General features: G+C 71.2%; 13 protein-coding genes and 1 pseudogene. 8 read left to right on the top strand and 6 right to left on the bottom strand.

Features of this window, described 5'->3' with window-relative positions:
- Nucleotides 1-308 precede the first annotated feature (308 nt).
- A complete protein-coding gene (locus tag HDA41_RS08425) occupies nt 309-524 on the top strand; it encodes an I78 family peptidase inhibitor (protein WP_184982161.1) in 216 nt (71 codons plus the stop codon).
- Between the two features lie 90 nt (nt 525-614).
- Here the strand turns inward: HDA41_RS08425 and HDA41_RS08420 are convergent, their stop codons facing one another.
- The gene (locus HDA41_RS08420) at nt 615-1,616 is read right to left on the bottom strand and encodes a phosphatase PAP2 family protein (RefSeq protein ID WP_184982159.1); all 1,002 of its coding nucleotides are present in this window, start codon (nt 1,614-1,616) and stop codon (nt 615-617) included.
- Nucleotides 1,617-1,843: 227 nt separating this feature from the next.
- Complete coding sequence (locus HDA41_RS08415; RefSeq protein WP_184982157.1) at nt 1,844-3,013, bottom strand: putative hexosyltransferase; 1,170 nt, start codon at nt 3,011-3,013, stop codon at nt 1,844-1,846.
- A 475-nt stretch (nt 3,014-3,488) separates the two neighbouring features.
- Between HDA41_RS08415 and HDA41_RS08410 the strand changes: the two genes are divergently transcribed.
- Complete coding sequence (locus HDA41_RS08410) at nt 3,489-5,090, top strand: MFS transporter (RefSeq protein ID WP_184982155.1); 1,602 nt, start codon at nt 3,489-3,491, stop codon at nt 5,088-5,090.
- Between the two features lie 209 nt (nt 5,091-5,299).
- Nucleotides 5,300-6,490 (top strand): acyl-CoA dehydrogenase family protein, encoded by a 1,191-nt coding sequence (locus tag HDA41_RS08405; protein WP_184982153.1) that lies wholly within the window; start codon nt 5,300-5,302, stop codon nt 6,488-6,490.
- A gap of 49 nt (nt 6,491-6,539) precedes the next feature.
- On the opposite strand, the gene HDA41_RS08400 is transcribed toward HDA41_RS08405, so the two are convergent.
- On the bottom strand, nt 6,540-6,977 hold the full coding sequence (locus tag HDA41_RS08400; RefSeq protein WP_184982151.1) for a cell division protein SepF: 438 nt from the start codon (nt 6,975-6,977) through the stop codon (nt 6,540-6,542).
- Between the two features lie 290 nt (nt 6,978-7,267).
- Between HDA41_RS08400 and HDA41_RS08395 the strand changes: the two genes are divergently transcribed.
- The 3 genes from HDA41_RS08395 (at nt 7,268) to HDA41_RS08385 (ending at nt 11,152) form a co-directional block, all read left to right on the top strand.
- Nucleotides 7,268-8,488 (top strand): DUF5685 family protein, encoded by a 1,221-nt coding sequence (locus tag HDA41_RS08395; RefSeq protein WP_184982149.1) that lies wholly within the window; start codon nt 7,268-7,270, stop codon nt 8,486-8,488.
- A 304-nt stretch (nt 8,489-8,792) separates the two neighbouring features.
- Nucleotides 8,793-9,698 (top strand): S1 family peptidase, encoded by a 906-nt coding sequence (locus tag HDA41_RS08390; RefSeq protein ID WP_184982147.1) that lies wholly within the window; start codon nt 8,793-8,795, stop codon nt 9,696-9,698.
- A gap of 371 nt (nt 9,699-10,069) precedes the next feature.
- Nucleotides 10,070-11,152, top strand: a complete 1,083-nt coding sequence (locus tag HDA41_RS08385) for a S1 family peptidase (protein WP_184982145.1) — start codon at nt 10,070-10,072, stop codon at nt 11,150-11,152.
- 302 nt (nt 11,153-11,454) lie between these two features.
- On the opposite strand, the gene HDA41_RS08380 is transcribed toward HDA41_RS08385, so the two are convergent.
- On the bottom strand, nt 11,455-11,592 hold the full coding sequence (locus HDA41_RS08380) for a hypothetical protein (RefSeq protein WP_184982143.1): 138 nt from the start codon (nt 11,590-11,592) through the stop codon (nt 11,455-11,457).
- 53 nt (nt 11,593-11,645) lie between these two features.
- A pseudogene (locus tag HDA41_RS08375) lies at nt 11,646-11,771 on the bottom strand (DUF3533 domain-containing protein); the annotation flags it as partial.
- A 154-nt stretch (nt 11,772-11,925) separates the two neighbouring features.
- Between HDA41_RS08375 and HDA41_RS08370 the strand changes: the two are divergent.
- Entirely contained in the window at nt 11,926-15,378 is a 3,453-nt protein-coding gene (locus HDA41_RS08370) for a DNA polymerase III subunit alpha (RefSeq protein ID WP_184982142.1), read from the top strand.
- Nucleotides 15,375-16,358, top strand: a complete 984-nt coding sequence (locus HDA41_RS08365; RefSeq protein ID WP_184982139.1) for a DNA polymerase Y family protein — start codon at nt 15,375-15,377, stop codon at nt 16,356-16,358. Before HDA41_RS08370 ends, HDA41_RS08365 begins: the two co-directional genes overlap by 4 nt.
- A gap of 16 nt (nt 16,359-16,374) precedes the next feature.
- Here the strand turns inward: HDA41_RS08365 and HDA41_RS08360 are convergent, their stop codons facing one another.
- Nucleotides 16,375-16,749 (bottom strand): cupin domain-containing protein, encoded by a 375-nt coding sequence (locus tag HDA41_RS08360; protein WP_184982137.1) that lies wholly within the window; start codon nt 16,747-16,749, stop codon nt 16,375-16,377.
- Nucleotides 16,750-16,780: the final 31 nt, after the last annotated feature.

The following is a 16,780-nucleotide window of genomic DNA, read 5'->3' as shown; positions in this document are numbered from 1 at the left end:
GCCGTGCATTTCCTGTCCGGCGGCGGCTTCGCCGGTCCGGTGCGGTGCGGAATGGAATGGGGCCCTGAGATCACTTCTCCCGGCACTTTTCGCCGGGCTTTTCCATGGGCTCATGTGACACGCGGAAATGACGATCGAATGCCTGCGGAAGGACTGGGAAACCGCTCGTCCGTGTGACGCACAGCGTCCGAAACACCTGTCGTGATCTTGTGACAGAAGCGTGACAGCGGACGGACAGGGGAGGCGACAGGGGCAAGGCTTACCGGCCCGGACTTCCGTGGTCGCCGGGCACGACATAGCGTGGCGGCATGGCACCGACTCCGACACCTTCCACGGAACCCGACGACAGCCCCGACACCTATGTCGGCCTGGAGGCCGGCCGGGCCGAACACCTCGCGCGTGAGCGCGGCTGGTCGACGGTGCGCTCGCTGCCGCCGGGGGCGATCATCACGATGGAGTACCGCGTGGGCCGGCTGAACTTCGAGGTGAAGGGCGGCCGGGTGGCGCGGGCCTGGAAGGGCTGAGACACGGCGAAGGACCCGGTTCCGCTGCGGAACCGGGTCCTTCGCCGTGCCGGGACGGGGTCTGCGCGCCGGTCCCGCCGTCCGTCCCGGTCAGCCGCCCGCCAGAGGACGGGCCGAGGAGGCCGAGCCGCGGGGGTGCCGCTCCGCGTGCGGCGGGCGGCGGCTGCCCGCGGGGGTGATCGGCGTGCGCTCCGAGCGGGCCGCGTGCGGTCCCGGCGCCAGGTAGACCGGGGCCCGGGGGGTGCGCGCGGTGACATCGTCCCGGTCGGCGGGCAGTGGCGTGACCACCACGGGCGGCGCGCTGACCGGGGCGGCAGCCGACGCCGTACGGCTCCGGCGGGCCCGCCGGCGGTCGCGCAGGTCGAAGATCCTGGCCTCGGAACGGGCGATCAGCGGCTCGAACCACGGCAGGGCGAGCAGGATCAGCAGACCCGCGGCCCAGCCCAGCAGCACATCGCTCAGCCAGTGCGTACCGAGGTAGACGGTGGCCATCCCGACGCCGAGCGAGGTCACCGCCGATATGGCGGACAGCCAGCGGCGCGCTCTCGGGGTGGAGGCCATATAGGCCAGGATTCCCCAGGTCACCACGGCGTTGGCGGTGTGACCGCTCGGAAATATATCGCCGCCGCGCCACATCTCGTTCGAGCCGATCACGGTCGCGTAGTGGGGCCCCAGCCGGCCCATGCCGTACTTGGCGGCGCCGACCGTGATGTTCAGCAGGAGCAGCGAGACGCCGAGGGCGAGCATCGGGCGCAGGGTGTGCTGCCGCCAGGAGCGCCAGCCGAGCCAGGCCGCGACCATCACCGCGGTCGGGCCGCGCTGGCCGAGCACCACGTAGTAGTCGACGAACCAGTGGATCTCCGACCACTGCTGGTACGGCCGGAAGAACATGACCTGCCAGTCGAGCCGGACAAGCCAGGACGTGATGATCACGGCCCACACGATCGCCCCGTAGAAGGCCAGGGTCGCCGCGAAGAGCACGACGCGGTGCCTGCTCATCTTCGGTACATCGATGTGGGCCGGTCGTTCCGGCTCACGGTCCAGCCGGGCGAACACCCGGTCCAGACGGGTGAGCTTCGGTTCGGTACGCACCCAATCGACGTTACAGCGAGTGAGCTCGGATCCCCGGCGAATCAACGGCTTTGTGATGACGATGTGATGTGGGATTCCTCTCAGGAGGAGGTTCATTTCCAGCGAATCCGTAATCGCCGGGTCCTGTGGCCTTCAATTCCTTTGATCATTCCGGAGGGGGGTTTTATTGAGCTTTTGAATTCGTTCACCCGAGCATCGTGCGCAATTCTCCCGGCGCTCACAGCGGGTCAGGGCGGACCCGAGCCGTTCAGCCAGAACGCCCCGTACACCGCCGAGGCGACCGCCATCGGCCCGAGCACCAGCGCTGACCTGCGCATACGCAGCCGGGCCAGGGCCAGGGCCAGGGGCAGCAGCAGCGGGAAGGCGGGCATCAGCAGGCGCGGTTTCGAGCCGAAGTAGCTCGACGCGCACAGGGCGAGCGCGGTGACGACTCCGGTGTAGACCAGCAGCGGGAGCGGCTGGCGCTGACGTACGCCGACCCCATACAGCCAAACGACGGACACGACCCCGGCGATCAGCCCGGCACCGGCCAGGGCCGACGGAAGTGACGTGAACTTTTCGGCGACGAACCGGGCGAAGGCGTATCCCCCGTCGAACCCGTTGCGCCATCCCGCCTGCACGTCGAGATAGCCGAGCGGACCCTTGCCGGTGCGGTGGCCGACCCACAGCACGTATCCGGCCGTGCCGAGAGGGGCGAGCAGCATGCCGAGGACGCGGCGCGTGCGCGGGCCGCGGCCGTCGTCGTCGCCCGCGCGCCGCTCCCGTGGGAAGGAGGCGATGCCCGCCACCCACACCGCGGCCACCACCGCCACCCCGACCGGGCGGGTCAGCCCCGCCAGCAGGGCCAGCGTGCCCGCGGTCACCCAGCGGCCGGTCACCACCGCGTACAGCGACCACGCGGCGAGCGCCGTGAACAGCGACTCGCTGTACGCCATCGACTGCACGATCCCGACCGGAAGCACCGCCCACAGCAGCACCGCCCACACCCCGGCCCGGCGGCCGTACACATGGTCCGCCACCGCGAAGATCCCCCACGCCGCGGCGAGGGAGGTGAAGAGGCTGACGAGGAAACCGCCGTCCGCGTACGACAGTGGGGACACCGCCGCCACCAGCCGCTCCAGCCAGGGCAGCAGCGGGAAGAACGCGAGGTTCGAGTGCACGTCCCCGTTCGCCAGGCGCACCTCGTAGCCGTAGCCGAGTTCGGCGACCCTCGTGTACCAGAGCGCGTCCCATCGAGCGGTCAGCAGCGTGTACGCGCTCTTGTCGCGCGCCGCGCTCCACAGGGCCAGGGCGACGAGGCCCAGGGCGCGGACGGCCGCGTACCCGAGGAGCGCCGGGGCCGCCCGGCGCAGCGCCCCGGTGCGGGCCGGGGCCGCGCGCGTCTCAAGATCGGTCACGGGCCCGATTATCGACCCGGGCCGGAACCGGCCGGCCGCCCGGGGCGTGGGCGACGGCGGGGAGTGCCCGACGGAGGCAGGGGAGGGGTCGACGGCGGGGGAGTGCCCGACGGAGGCAGGGGAGGGGTCGACGGCGGGGGAGTGCCCGACGGAGGCAGGGGAGTGGTCGACGGCGGGGGAGTGCCCGACGGAGACAGGGGAGTGGTCGACGGCGGGGGAGTGCCCGACGGAGGCAGGGGAGTGGTCGACGGCGGGGGAGCGGACGACAGAGGGGAGAGTGGCGTACGCCACATCTTTCCGCCGGACGGGTGAGAGGTCCGCCACTCGGCTCCCGCGCGGACTCGCGTACTCTGACGTGTCACTCGCTTTTCGTCAGCGCGGGCCGGAGACCACCGCTCCTCTCCGGCCGAGTCGCGGGGGCGTCCCCCACCCCGTGAGCCCGCCGATCGCGAGGGAACATCTGGGAGGTACGTACATGTCCGGGACGACCACGGCCGCCGCACTGCGCCGTCGGGCGGCCGGGGCCGGTGCCAACCGCTGGGTGGTTCTCGTCGTCCTCTGCGTCAGCCTGCTGCTGGTCGCCGTCGACGCCACCGTGCTGCACGTGGCGGTCCCCGCCGTCACCGAGGACCTGAAGCCCGGCGGGATAGAGCTGCTCTGGATCGTCGACGTCTACCCGCTCGTCTGCGCCTCGCTGCTGATCCTGTTCGGCACGCTGGGCGACCGCGTCGGCCGCAGGAGAGTCCTGCTCCTCGGGTACGCGCTGTTCGGCGTCGCCTCCGGCCTGGCGGCCCTGGCGGACAACGCGCAGGTGCTGATCGTGGCGCGGGCGCTGCTCGGCGTGGGCGGCGCGATGATCATGCCGGCGACCCTGTCGATCCTGCGGCAGGTCTTCCCCGACCGGCGCGAGCGGGCGCTCGCGATCGGCATCTGGAGCGCCGTGGCCGCGGTGGGCGCGGCGGTCGGACCGCTGCTCGGCGGCTTCCTGCTGGAGCACTTCTGGTGGGGCTCGGTCTTCCTCGTCAACATACCGTTGATGCTGGTCAGCCTCCCGGTGGGGCGACTGCTGCTGCCCGAGTCGAAGGGCGACGGCGAAGGGCCCTGGGACGTGGTCGGCGCGCTGATGGCGGCCGTCGGACTGTTCGGGGTCGTGCTGGGCGTCAAGCGGCTCGGGGGCGGGGAGTCGGTGGGGAGCCTGCTCACCGTGCTGCCGCTGGTCGTGGGCGCGGCGCTGCTGGTCGCCTTCGTACGGCGGCAGCGGCGGCGGGCGCAGCCGCTGGTCGACCTCAAGATGTTCTCGCGGCCGGCGTTCAGCACGTCCGTCGGATGCATCGTGCTGGCGATGCTCGCGCTGGTCGGTCTCGAACTGATCGCCGCGCAGTACCTCCAGCTCGTGCTCGGGCTGTCGCCGCTGGAGACGGGGCTGCGGCTGCTGCCGCTGACCTTCGCGGCGATGGCGGCAGGGCTGGCCGGGGCGCGGATGCTGCGGCGGTTCGGGCCGCGGCGGATGGTGTGCGCCGGGTTCTGCCTGACCGCGTTCGCGGTGGTGCTGCTGACGGCCCTGGGCCGGACGGACGACTGCGCGCTGATGCTGACCGGGTTCGTGCTGCTCGGCTTCGGGCTGGAGACGACGCTGTTCGGGGCGTACGAGTCGATGCTGAGCGAGGCGCCGCCGGAGCAGGCGGGAGGCGCGGCGGCGATCGGGGAGACGTCGTACCAGCTGGGGGCGGGGATCGGGATCGCCCTGCTCGGCACGGTGATGAACGCGGCCTACGCGCCCGGGCTGTCGGACGTGCCCGGTGTGCCGGAGTCGGCGTCCTCCTCGGCGGGGCATTCGCTGGGGGAGGCGTACGAGGTTGCTGCGCAACTGGGCGGAACTGCCGGGGTTGCGCTGCGTCATGCCGCCCGGGACGCGTTCGTGCACGGGCTGCACGTGACGTTGCTCGTGAGTGCGGGGTTGTTGCTGCTCGGCGCGGTGATGGCGTTGCGGTTGCCGCGGGGCATGCAGTGCGAGGGCGCCGGTGCGGTGGAGTTGCCCGCACCCAGGGACTCCCCGGAGTCGCGCGTCTCGGTGTGACGTGCCTTGCCCACCCACGCGCCACCCGTATCGGCCGATCGAGGGGTGGAGGTCGCCGGTGGGCGGCTGGGGCTGCGGCGGTCGGATGGAGGTCGCGGCCGCCGACGGTGTTGTGCCCCACTGTGGACCTCAGGGGTGGTGCGTGGGCGGGCGGACACCGTAGCGTCTTGGCTAGCAGTGCTAGTTAAAGAGTTTCGGAGGGTGTGCGCATGTCCGAGTCGTCCAAGCTTCCTCCCTTCGACCCCGCAGACCCCCTCGGCCTCGACGAACTCCTGGAGCCGGAGGATCTGGGGATCAGGGACACCGTGCGGGCCTGGGCCGCGGATCGGGTGCTGCCGTACGTCGCCGAGTGGTACGAGAAGGGGGAGCTGCCCGGGATCCGGGAGCTGGCCAGGGAGCTGGGCAGCGTCGGTGCCCTCGGGATGTCCCTGGAGGGGTACGGCTGCGCCGGCGCGTCCGCCGTGCAGTACGGACTCGCCTGTCTGGAGCTGGAGGCCGCCGACTCCGGGATCCGCTCCCTCGTCTCCGTGCAGGGCTCCCTCGCCATGTACGCCCTCCACCGGTTCGGCAGCGAAGCGCAGAAGCAGCAGTGGCTGCCCCGGATGGCCTCCGGCGAGGTCATCGGCTGCTTCGGGCTCACCGAGCCGGACCACGGATCCGACCCGGCCGCCATGCGGACGTACGCCAAGCGCGACGGCACCGACTGGGTTCTCAACGGCCGCAAGATGTGGATCACCAACGGGTCGGTCGCCGGCGTCGCCGTCGTGTGGGCGCAGACCGAGGACGGGATCCGCGGGTTCGTCGTGCCGACCGGCAGCGGTGGGTTCTCCGCCCCGGAGATCAAGCACAAGTGGTCCCTGCGCGCCTCCGTCACCAGCGAACTCGTCCTCGACGACGTACGGCTGCCCGCCGACGCCGTCCTGCCGGAGGTCAGCGGCCTGCGCGGGCCGCTCAGCTGTCTGTCGCACGCCCGGTACGGAATCGTCTGGGGCGCCATGGGCGCGGCCCGCAGTTGTTTCGAGGCCGCGGTCGACTACGCGAAGTCACGGGAGCAGTTCGGGCGGCCCATCGGCGGCTTCCAGCTCACCCAGGCCAAACTCGCCGACATGGCGGTCGAACTGCACAAGGGAATTCTGCTCGCCCATCATCTGGGGCGGCGTATGGACGCCGGCCGCCTGCGTCCCGAGCAGGTCAGCTTCGGCAAGCTCAACAACGTACGAGAAGCGATCGAGATCTGCCGCACGGCCCGCACCATTCTCGGGGCCAACGGGATCTCGCTCGAATACCCCGTGATGCGGCACGCGACCAACCTCGAGTCGGTGCTCACCTACGAGGGCACCGTCGAGATGCACCAGCTCGTGCTGGGCAAGGCGCTCACCGGACTCGACGCCTTCCGTTAGGCCCTGTCCGGTGACCCGCGCGGAGGCAGGGCCGGTGAGCGGCCCTGCCTCAGCTCTGGTTGAAGAAGCCGTCGGTGCGGTGCGCGGCGGGGTCGCCGTTCACGATCTCCGTGTTGGCGGGGGTCAGCAGGAACACCCGGGTCGACACTCTCTCGATCGACCCGCGCAGGCCGAAGATCAGCCCGGCCGCGAAGTCGACCACGCGCTTGGCGTCGGCGGCGTCCATGGCCGTGAGGTTCATGATGACCGGCACGCCCTCGCGGAACAGCTCGCCGATGGCGCGCGCGTCCCGGAAGCTGTCCGGGGTCACCGTGCCGATGCGGCGCCCCTTCTCCTCGGCGACGTCCGAGGCCACCTTGACGCGCGGATCGGTGACCCAGGCGTCCCCGGGCTCGGTCCCGTCGGAGTAGTCGTCGTCGTAGTAACGCTCGTCTTCGTTGTCGTCGACGAGGCCAAGCCAGGCACTTGCCTTGCGTACCGATCCCATGGACGCCTCCTCTCACAGCGGTCTTTCTTGCTTTCCGCATCCCTATGGTCGTCCATGATGCGGATGTCGCGCCAAGTGGATAGACGCCGCACGGGGGGTTTGTGACGGTACTGGTGCACAGCGAATCCGTCGAGAGTCCGTGTTTCCCAAGGGTCTTGTCGCAAACGGCTGCTGACTGTGAGTGAAATATGATTCTTCGCGGCGTACGGGTGATCGGCGGTGCGTACGGGTGAACGCGATGGCCGATAACATGCGGCGCCAAACGTCGTGCACAGCAGCGGGGGGACACCGTGTTCGGAATGGTCAGGCCCTGTCGGCACCGGCTCGGGGAGAGCCTCACCGCCCAGTGGATGGCGCATTTGTGTGGGCTGTGTCTCGCACTGCGCGGGGACCACGGGCAGCTCGCGCGCATCGTGACGAACTACGACGGGCTTCTGGTCTCCGTGTTGACGGAGGCTCAGGCGGGCGGGCCGGCCGGCCCGCCGAGTGGTGTGGGGCGGCGTACGGCGGGACCGTGCCCGCTGCGCGGGATGCGCACCGCGTCCGTCGCGCACGGCGAGGGAGCGCGGCTCGCGGCGGCCGTGTCGCTCGTGCTCGCCTCCGCCAAGGTGCGCGACCACGTCGCCGACGGCGACGGACTGCTGGCCCGCGCGCCGGTCGCGCGCGCCGCGCGCCGGGTCGCCGCGGGCTGGGACCGCGCCGGGGCGCGCACCGGCTCCGCCGTCGGGTTCGACACGGCCGTCCTGGTCGACGCCGTGGACCGGCAGGGCGGCATCGAGGCGCTCGCCGGACCCGGCACACCGATCCTCACGGTCACCGAACCGACCGAGACCGCGACCGCCGCCGCCTTCGCGCACACGGCGGTCCTCGCCGGCCGGCCGCACAACGCCGGGCCGCTCGCCGAGGCCGGACGGCTCTTCGGACGGCTGGCCCACCTGCTGGATGCCGTGGAGGATCTGCACGCTGATACCGCGTCAGGCGCCTGGAACCCGATCGTCGCGACCGGCACCTCCCTCGTGGCGGCCCGGCGGCTCGCCGACGACGCTGTGCACGGGGTGAGGCTCGCGCTGCGCGACGCCGAGTTCACCGATGCGAAGCTCGTGCATCTGTTGCTCGTGCACGAACTGCGGCGCTCGGTGGACCGGGCGTTCGGCACGGTACCGGTGTGTGCGTCACATCAGGGCGGGCCGTACGAGCAGCAGCCGCCTCAGGAGCCGTACGTCCAGGGGCCGCACGGCTCCGTGCCGAACCCGTACGCGGGCGGTGGCGGAAACCCGTACGGCGGTGGGGGAGGAGGGTATGGCGGCGGCGGTTTCGGTGGCGGTGAGCCGGTGCCGCAGCAGCCCCGGGGCCGACGCGGGTTCTGGGCGGGGTGCGGGATGTTCTGGCTGCTGTGCTGCACCTGCAAGCTGTGCTGTGCGAAGGAGTACGAGGGGCCGTGGTCCCGTAAGAAGCGTGAGGGCTGCTGCCGGGATTGCGACTGCGACGGGTGCGACTGCTGCTGCCCCTGAGAGGAGCTGCCCGCCCCGTATCCGTCACGGCTGACCCGCCCCGTGTCCGTCGCGCGCTGCTGCGTCCCTCGCGCGCAGCTGTCGCCGGGTGCGTTCGCAGGCCGTTTCGAGGCTTCGTGACAGCCCTTCAAAAGGGCACGACCGAAAGGCCCTCTTGCGCCTACCGGCCGTTCGGCCGAATACTCCCCCACAGCGCTTGTCAGGGGCACGGCGGTTCGGAATCCGGACCCGCCCGTCCCGGACTGCGCCTCACGGGCCCGAAACCCCACGAGGGCCCCCTACTTCCTTTGTGGAGGAACGAGAAGTGAGGATCAAGCGCACCACCCCCCGCAGTGGCATTTCGAGACGGACCCGGCTGATCGCCGTTTCCACCGGCCTCGTCGCCGCCGCAGCGATCGCGATCCCCAGCGCGAACGCGTCCGACGCCCCCGCCACCTTCAGCGCCACCGAGCTCAAGAGCGCCAGCGGCTCGATCCTGAAGGCCGACATCCCGGGCACCGCCTGGGCCGTCGACAGCAAGACCAACCGCGTGCTCGTGACCGTCGACAGCACGGTCACCCAGGCCGAGATAGCGAAGATCAAGCAGCAGGCCGGCGCCAACGCCGACGCGCTCACGATCAAGCGCACCCCCGGCAAGTTCAACAAGCTGATCCAGGGCGGCGACGCCATCTATGCGAGTAGCTGGCGCTGCTCCCTCGGCTTCAACGTCCGTGCCAGCAACGGCACCGAGTACTTCCTGACCGCCGGTCACTGCACCGACGGCGCGGGCACCTGGTACTCCAACTCCGGCCGCACCACGGTCATCGGCTCGACCGCCGGCTCCAGCTTCCCGGGCAACGACTACGGCCTCGTCCGCTACAGCGGCTCCGTCAGCCGTCCCGGCACCGCGAACGGCGTGGACATCACGCGCGCGGCCACGCCGAGTGTGGGCACCACCGTCATCCGCGACGGCTCCACGACCGGTACGCACAGCGGCCGTGTCACCGCCCTCAACGCCACCGTCAACTACGGCGGCGGGGACGTCGTCTCCGGCCTGATTCAGACCACCGTCTGTGCCGAGCCCGGTGACTCCGGCGGTTCGCTCTACGGCAGCAACGGTGTCGCGTACGGTCTGACCTCCGGCGGCAGCGGTAACTGCTCCTCCGGTGGTACGACGTTCTTCCAGCCCGTCACGGAGGCCCTGAGCGCCTACGGGGTCAGCGTGTACTAGGCCGGGTTCGGTTGCAGGCTGAGCTTCGTGCCCCCGCACGCACTGCGTGCGGGGGTTTCCCCTTTTTGGTGGGTTGGCGTGGTCTGGACGGGCAGGCGCTTTTCAGTCATGGCCAGACTTCACAGAGTGGGCACAGATTACTCACGCGTAATGTTTGCAGTGTGAACGCGCGTGAAGCAGGTGTGAGTTGGTCCGATTTGATCGTGGACGGTCAAAATGAGGGGGCGTGCGATCCGTAATCTACGCGCGTCCTGAACTCGACCTTGTGTGCCCCCCGTTGTCCTCGGAATAGTAGGCGCTCGTCAACAAAGCCTTCCGGCTCGCGAGGTCCCCACAACCTCTCGGGCCGACCCCCCACAGGAGGACGTGAGTTGAAGCACCGACGCATACCCAAGCGGCGTGCAGCCGTGGCAGGTGCGGGTATCGCCGCACTGGTCGCCGCGGGAGTCACCTTCCAGACTGCGAACGCGAGCGAGACCCCGGAGGCCTCCGCGCCCCGGACCCTGTCGGTCACGGCGGCCGGAAAGCTCGCCTCGACGCTGGCCGAGGACCTCGGCGCCGACGCGGCGGGCACGTACTACGACACGCAGAGCAAGAGCCTCGTGGTGAACGTGCTCGACGAGGCCGCGGCCAAGGCCGTCGAGAAGGCCGGAGCCAAGGCGAGAGTCGTGGCGAACTCTCTCGCCGAACTGAAGAGCGCCCGCGGCACGCTGAAGCAGGACGCGACGATCCCGGGCACCTCCTGGGTGACCGACCCGACGACCAACAAGATCGTCGTCACCGCCGACCGTACGGTGTCCAAGGCCGAGTGGGCGAAGCTGACGAAGGTCGTCGACGGGCTCGGCGCGAAGGCCGAACTCAAGCGGACGAAGGGCGAGTACAAGCCCTTCATCGCCGGTGGCGACGCGATCACCGGTGGCAGTGGCCGCTGCTCGCTCGGCTTCAACGTGGTCAAGGGCGGCGAGCCGTTCTTCCTGACCGCCGGGCACTGCACCGAGGGCATCTCGACGTGGTCGGACTCCAGTGGCAAGGAGATCGGCACCAACGCGGACTCCAGCTTCCCGGGTGACGACTACGGGCTGGTCAAGTACACCGCGGATGTGGCTCACCCGAGCGAGGTGAACCTCTACAACGGCTCGACGCAGAAGATCACGGGTGCCGCCGCGGCGACGGTCGGCATGGAGGTCACGCGGAGCGGGTCGACGACCCAGGTGCACGACGGGAAGGTCACGGGGCTGGACGCCACCGTGAACTACGGCAACGGCGACATCGTGAACGGTCTGATCCAGACCGACGTGTGCGCGGAGCCCGGTGACAGTGGTGGCGCGCTCTTCTCGGGCAGCAACGCGATCGGGCTGACGTCCGGTGGCAGTGGTGACTGCACGTCCGGTGGGGAGACGTTCTTCCAGCCTGTGACGGAGGCGCTGTCGGCTACCGGGACCGAGATCGGCTGAGTTCTGGGTTCTAGGCTGTGAAGTCCCGCCCCTTGTGTGAGGGGCGGGACTTCTGCGTTTGCCTCCGGCGGTTGGGCGGGGGGTGCCTGCGGCGGCCTGTGCGGTTCGGTGGGGGTGCGCGCCGCTTGCGCCTGCGCGGCGGTGGTGGGTCGGGGCCGCGCCGGGGGGTGTCCGTCCTCGGAACGGCGCGATGGGGTCGGACACCGACTGACTGTCCGTTGACGCGCCAACCGCTGCGGGCGGACACCCCCCGACACGTCCCCTTCTCGCCGTGCGCGGGTGCGGCTTCCCCGTGTGCGGGGTTACGGCTTCCGGGTCCGGGTGCGGGTGCGGGTGCGGGTGCGGGTGCCCATGCCGCCAATACCAAGAGGGGGGCCGTCCAGGGCCGGGCCGGTGATGAGGGCGCCGCCGAGGCCGCCGAGGAGGGTGACCAGGGCCATGACCGCCAGGCGGATCACGGCGCGCCGGGGGTTCGACGGCTTGGCCCCGGCGCGTCGTGCAGGGCTCCCACGTAGGAGGCGATGAACAGCAGCTGGAGTGCGATCACGCCGACGATGAGCAAGGTGGCCCGCGGGGTGACGGCGTCTCTCACCTCGTCGCGGAACGAGCGGTGCGGCATGCCTCCACAGTCGGGGGCGGGGTGGTGTTTCCGCAGGTGGGGTGGGGCCGAACGGATGTCGCACATGTATTCGAGAATTGGTCTATGGTGGGGGTGAGGTAGCTGGGAACAAATGTTCGAGAGCCGGTGTGGTTCACGAGTGCGGGAGGTGCGTGTGCCGGGGTTCACGCATCTGCACACCGTCTCCGGGTTCTCGTTGCGATATGGAGCCTCGCACCCGGAGCGGCTGGCCGAGCGTGCCTCCGAGCGGGGCATGGACGCCCTGGCTCTCACCGATCGCGACACGCTTGCCGGCGCCGTCCGGTTCGCGAAGGCCTGTGCGAAAGCGGGAGTCCGTCCGGTGTTCGGGGCGGAGCTGGCGGTGGCGGGAGCAGAGCCCCCTGAGCCCGTGGCGGGGCGGGGGCGGCGCCGGACTCCTGTGCGCGGTGGCGCCTTCGTCGACGAGTCGGCCCCCCGGGTGACCTTTCTCGCCCGGGACGGCGCCCGTGGGTGGGCCGGGCTGTGCCGGCTCGTCTCGGTGGTGCATGAGGAGGAGGGGGCACCCCTGCTGCCCTGGGGGCGCCATCACGCCGAGGGCGTGACCGTACTGCTCGGGCCCGACTCGGATGTGGGGCGTGCCTTGGCCGCCGGGCGTCCCGACCGTGCGGCGCGGCTGCTCGTGCCCTGGCGGGAGGTCTACGGCGACGCCCTGCGGCTGGAGGCCGTCTGGCATGGCCGGAAAGGTACGGGTCCCGGCTCCCTGCGGCTGGCCGCCCGGACCGTCGGGTTCGCCGCCGAGCAGCGGATCCGGCCCGTGCTCAGCAACGCCGTACGGTACGCCGACCCGGGGCTCGGCCCGGTCGCCGACGTGCTGGACGCCGCGCGCCGGCTGGTGCCGATCGACCCGGCCAAGGAGCTGGACTCCGGCGAGGCCTGGCTCAAGGGCGCTGGGGCCATGCTCGGGGTGGCGGAGCGGATCGTGGAGGCCGCGGGGTTCCGGCGGGACACCGCTCACCGACTGGTGGAGCAGACCGAGGTCACGGCCGCCGAGTGCCTGGTCGATCCCGAGGACGACCTCGGGATCGGTACCGTCCACTTTCCCGAGCCGCGTCTGGTCGGCGCCGGCCGCCGCGGCGCCCAGCGGACGCTGGCCTCGCGGGCGGCGGCGGGGATGGTGCTGCGCGGGTACGACCGGCGGCGGGAGTACTGGGAGCGGATGCACCACGAGCTGGACATCATCGCCCACCACGGCTTCGCCTCCTACTTTCTGACCGTGGCCCAAGTGGTCGACGATGTGCGGGAGATGGGCATCCGGGTCGCCGCCCGGGGCTCCGGTGCGGGGTCGCTCGTCAACCATCTGCTCGGGATCGCGCACGCCGATCCGATCGAGCACCGGCTGCTGATGGAGCGGTTCCTGTCGAAGGAGCGGGTCGTGCTGCCCGACATCGACATCGACGTGGAGTCCGCGCGCCGGCTGGAGGTCTACCGCGCGATCATCGACCGGTTCGGTACCGAGCGGGTCGCGACGGTCGCGATGCCGGAGACGTATCGCGTGCGGCATGCGATCCGTGACGTGGGGGCGGCGCTGTCCATGGATCCGGCCGAGATCGACCGGGTCGCCAAGTCCTTTCCTCATATTCGGGCGCGGGACGCCCGCGCCGCGTTGGAGGAGCTGCCCGAGCTGCGGGCGCTGGCGGGGGAGAAGGAGAGGTACGGGAGGCTCTGGGAGCTGGTCGAGGCGCTGGACGCGCTGCCGCGCGGGGTGGCCATGCACCCGTGCGGCGTGCTGCTGTCCGACGCCTCCCTGCTGGCCCGTACGCCGGTCATGCCGACCAGTGGCGAGGGCTTTCCGATGTCGCAGTTCGACAAGGACGACGTCGAGGACCTCGGGCTGCTCAAGCTGGACGTGCTGGGGGTGCGGATGCAGTCGGCGATGGCGCACGCCGTGGCGGAAGTGGAACGGGTGTCGGGCGTCAGGGTCGATCTGGACACCGTGCCGCCCGGGGATCCGGAGACGTACCGGCTGATCCGGTCCGCCGAGACGCTCGGCTGCTTCCAGATCGAGTCGCCGGGGCAGCGGGATCTGGTCGGGCGGCTCCAGCCGGCCACCTTCCACGATCTCGTCGTCGACATCTCGCTGTTCCGGCCCGGGCCGGTCGCCGCCGACATGGTGCGGCCGTTCATCGAGGCGCGGCACGGGCGGGCGCCGATCCGCTATCCCCACCGGGATCTGGAGGAGCCGCTGAAGGAGACGTACGGGGTCGTCGTCTTCCACGAGCAGATCATCGACATCGTCGACATCATGACCGGCTGCGGGCGCGGTGAGGCGGACCGGGTGCGGCGCGGGTTGTCGGATCCGGAGTCGCAGGGGCGGATCAAGGTGTGGTTCGCGCAGCACGCGGCGGCGAACGGCTATGACGCGGAAACCGTTCAGCGGACCTGGGAGATCGTCGAGGCCTTCGGGTCGTACGGCTTCTGCAAGGCCCACGCGGTCGCCTTCGCCGTGCCGACGTATCAGTCGGCGTGGCTGAAAGCGCATCACCCGGCCGCCTTCTACGCGGGGTTGCTCACGCACGATCCCGGCATGTACCCGAAGCGGCTGCTGCTGGCGGACGCGCGGCGGCGCGGCGTGCCGGTGCTGCCGTTGGACGTGAACGCGTCGGGCGTCGCACATCGTATCGAACTGGTGTCCGGTAAATGGGGGCTGCGGCTGGCGCTCTCCGATGTGCACGGCATCACTGAGGCCGAGGCGGCGCGGATCGCCGAGGGGCAGCCGTACGCCTCGCTGGTCGACTTCTGGGAGCGGGGCCGGCCCAGTCGTCCGCTGGCCCAGCGGCTCGCGCAGGTGGGAGCGCTGGACGCGTTCGGCGCCAACCGCCGTGATCTGCAACTGCATCTGACCGAGCTGCACCGGGGCGCGCGGGGTGCGGGCGGCGGCCAGCTGCCGTTGGCCGGCGGCCGGAAGACCGCACCGGCCGGGCTGCCCGATCTCACCTCCTCGGAGCGGCTCAGTGCCGAGCTGGGCGTGCTGTCCATGGACGCCTCGCGCAATCTGATGGACGATCACCGGACGTTCCTCGACGAGCTGGGCGTGGTGTCCGCGCGCCGGCTGCGCGAGGCCCGGCACGGGGAGACGGTGCTGGTCGCGGGCGCCAAGGCGGCGACCCAGACGCCGCCGATCCGGTCCGGCAAGCGGGTCATCTTCTCCACCCTGGACGACGGCACGGGCCTGGTCGACCTCGCCTTCTTCGACGACTCCCACGACGCCTGCGCCCACACCGTCTTCCACTCCTGGCTGCTGCTGGTGCGCGGGGTGGTGCAGCGGCGCGGCCCGCGCAGCCTCAGCGTGGTGGGCGCCGCCGCCTGGAACCTCGCGGAGCTGCTGGAGGTGCGCCGGGAGGAGGGGCTGGAGGGGGTCGCGGCCCGGCTGGCCGGTGCTGGTTCCGGCGATTCCGGTGACGGCGGCAAGGCGCCGGCGGGCTCCGCGGCCCAGGAACCGGAGGAGCAGCGGAAGATCCGCATGCCCACGGGGTACGAGATGCACCCCTGGGCCGATCTGCGTCCCGCGGGCGAAGGGCCCGCGGTGGGAAGAAAGTTGTGGCACCAGAGTCCGGGGAGTGCGGGATGACCATCCTCTGCGTACGTTTCCAGCTGCCTCCGACGCGCGAGGCCGACCTGCCCCGACTGCTCGGGATGCTGGAGGAGTTCACCCCCGTCGTCCAGGCCCTGCCGCCGGACGGGGCGCTGGCCGACCTGCGGGGCGCCGAACGGTACTTCGGGCGGGATGCCGTCGAACTGGCCTCGGTGATCCGGGTGCGCTCACTCGCGCTGTACGGCGTCGACTGCGTGATCGGAGCCGGGCCCGGGCCGATGCTGGCCCGCGTGGCGCTGCGCGACGCCGTGCCCGGGGTGACGTGTGCGGTGCCCGAGGAGCGGGACGCCATCGCGGAGTTCCTCGCGGACAAGCCCGTCGCCGCGCTGCCCGGCGTGGGCGCCGCGACCGCCCGCACACTGGGCGACTACGGCCTCGACACTCTCGGCAGGGTCGCCGCCGCGCCGCTGTCCACGCTCCAGCGGCTGGTCGGTGCGAAGGCCGGCCGCGAGCTGCACGAGAAGGCGAACGGCATCGACCGCGGCCGGGTCGTACCGAACGCCGTCTCCCGCTCCCTCGCGACGGAACGCCCCTTCGGCCGCGACGAACTGGACCCGGACCGCCACCGCCGTGCCCTGCTGTCGGCCGCCGAGGAGATCGGCGCCCGGTTGCGCGCCCTGGAGAAGGTGTGCCGCACGCTCACCCTCACCGTGCGCTACGCCGACCGCTCCGCCACGACCCGCACTCGCACGCTGACCGAACCGACCGCGCACTCGCCGGACCTGACCAGGGCCGCGTACGGCATGTACGAAGGGCTCGGCCTGCAACGCGCCCGGGTCCGCGCGATCGCCCTGCGCGCCGAGGGACTCGACCCCGCCGACCAGGCCTCCCACCAGCTGACTTTCGACCCCGTGGACGAGAAGGTCCGCCTCATCGAGGAGGTCGCGGACCGCGCGCGAGCGAAGTTCGGGCCGCGGGCGGTGATGCCCGGGGGGCTAGGGGGACTGGCGGCGTAGATCCTTCCGCGTGACGTCAGTTGGCCCACGGCGGCACGATGCGGGTGCCGTCGGCGAGTCGTGCCTCCAGGCCGACGGAGGTGGTGACCCAGGAGTACGCGGTCCGGTCGGTGGGGTTCTCGACGGTGAGGGTGACGCCGGGGTTGACGATCACCGTGTCGCCCGCCGCGATCCGCTCGGTGCGGCCGTCGAGGGTGATCAGCAGCTCGCCGTCGAGCAGATGGAAGATCTCTTCCCGGCTGACGGTGTGCGCGGGCGCTTTGAGACCGGCGGGGATCTCACCGCGCCAGGCGCACAGTTCCTTGCTCCCGCTGCGCGGGGTGGCGTACGAGACGAAGCGGGCGCCGTGGATCTCGTGCGTGACGGCTTCGGACGAACGGACGACGGGCATCGCGGCCTCCAGATAGTCAAGTAGCTTGACT

This window comes from Streptomyces caelestis, from assembly GCF_014205255.1.
In the GTDB taxonomy this organism is placed as follows: domain Bacteria; phylum Actinomycetota; class Actinomycetes; order Streptomycetales; family Streptomycetaceae; genus Streptomyces; species Streptomyces caelestis.
The sequence above is the reverse complement of the archived record's forward strand: the minus strand, read 5'-3'. Positions and strand labels throughout refer to the sequence as shown.

What these genes read in the sequence shown, in the direction of transcription:
- HDA41_RS08380 (WP_184982143.1), bottom strand. Translation starts at nt 11,592, where the DNA reads ATGGCCCTGGTCACCCTCCTCGGCGGCCTCGGCGGCGCCCTCATCACC.
- HDA41_RS08410 (WP_184982155.1), top strand. Translation starts at nt 3,489, where the DNA reads ATGTCCGGGACGACCACGGCCGCCGCACTGCGCCGTCGGGCGGCCGGG.
- HDA41_RS08405 (WP_184982153.1), top strand. Translation starts at nt 5,300, where the DNA reads ATGTCCGAGTCGTCCAAGCTTCCTCCCTTCGACCCCGCAGACCCCCTC.
- HDA41_RS08360 (WP_184982137.1), bottom strand. Translation starts at nt 16,749, where the DNA reads ATGCCCGTCGTCCGTTCGTCCGAAGCCGTCACGCACGAGATCCACGGC.
- HDA41_RS08365 (WP_184982139.1), top strand. Translation starts at nt 15,375, where the DNA reads ATGACCATCCTCTGCGTACGTTTCCAGCTGCCTCCGACGCGCGAGGCC.
- HDA41_RS08425 (WP_184982161.1), top strand. Translation starts at nt 309, where the DNA reads ATGGCACCGACTCCGACACCTTCCACGGAACCCGACGACAGCCCCGAC.
- HDA41_RS08400 (WP_184982151.1), bottom strand. Translation starts at nt 6,977, where the DNA reads ATGGGATCGGTACGCAAGGCAAGTGCCTGGCTTGGCCTCGTCGACGAC.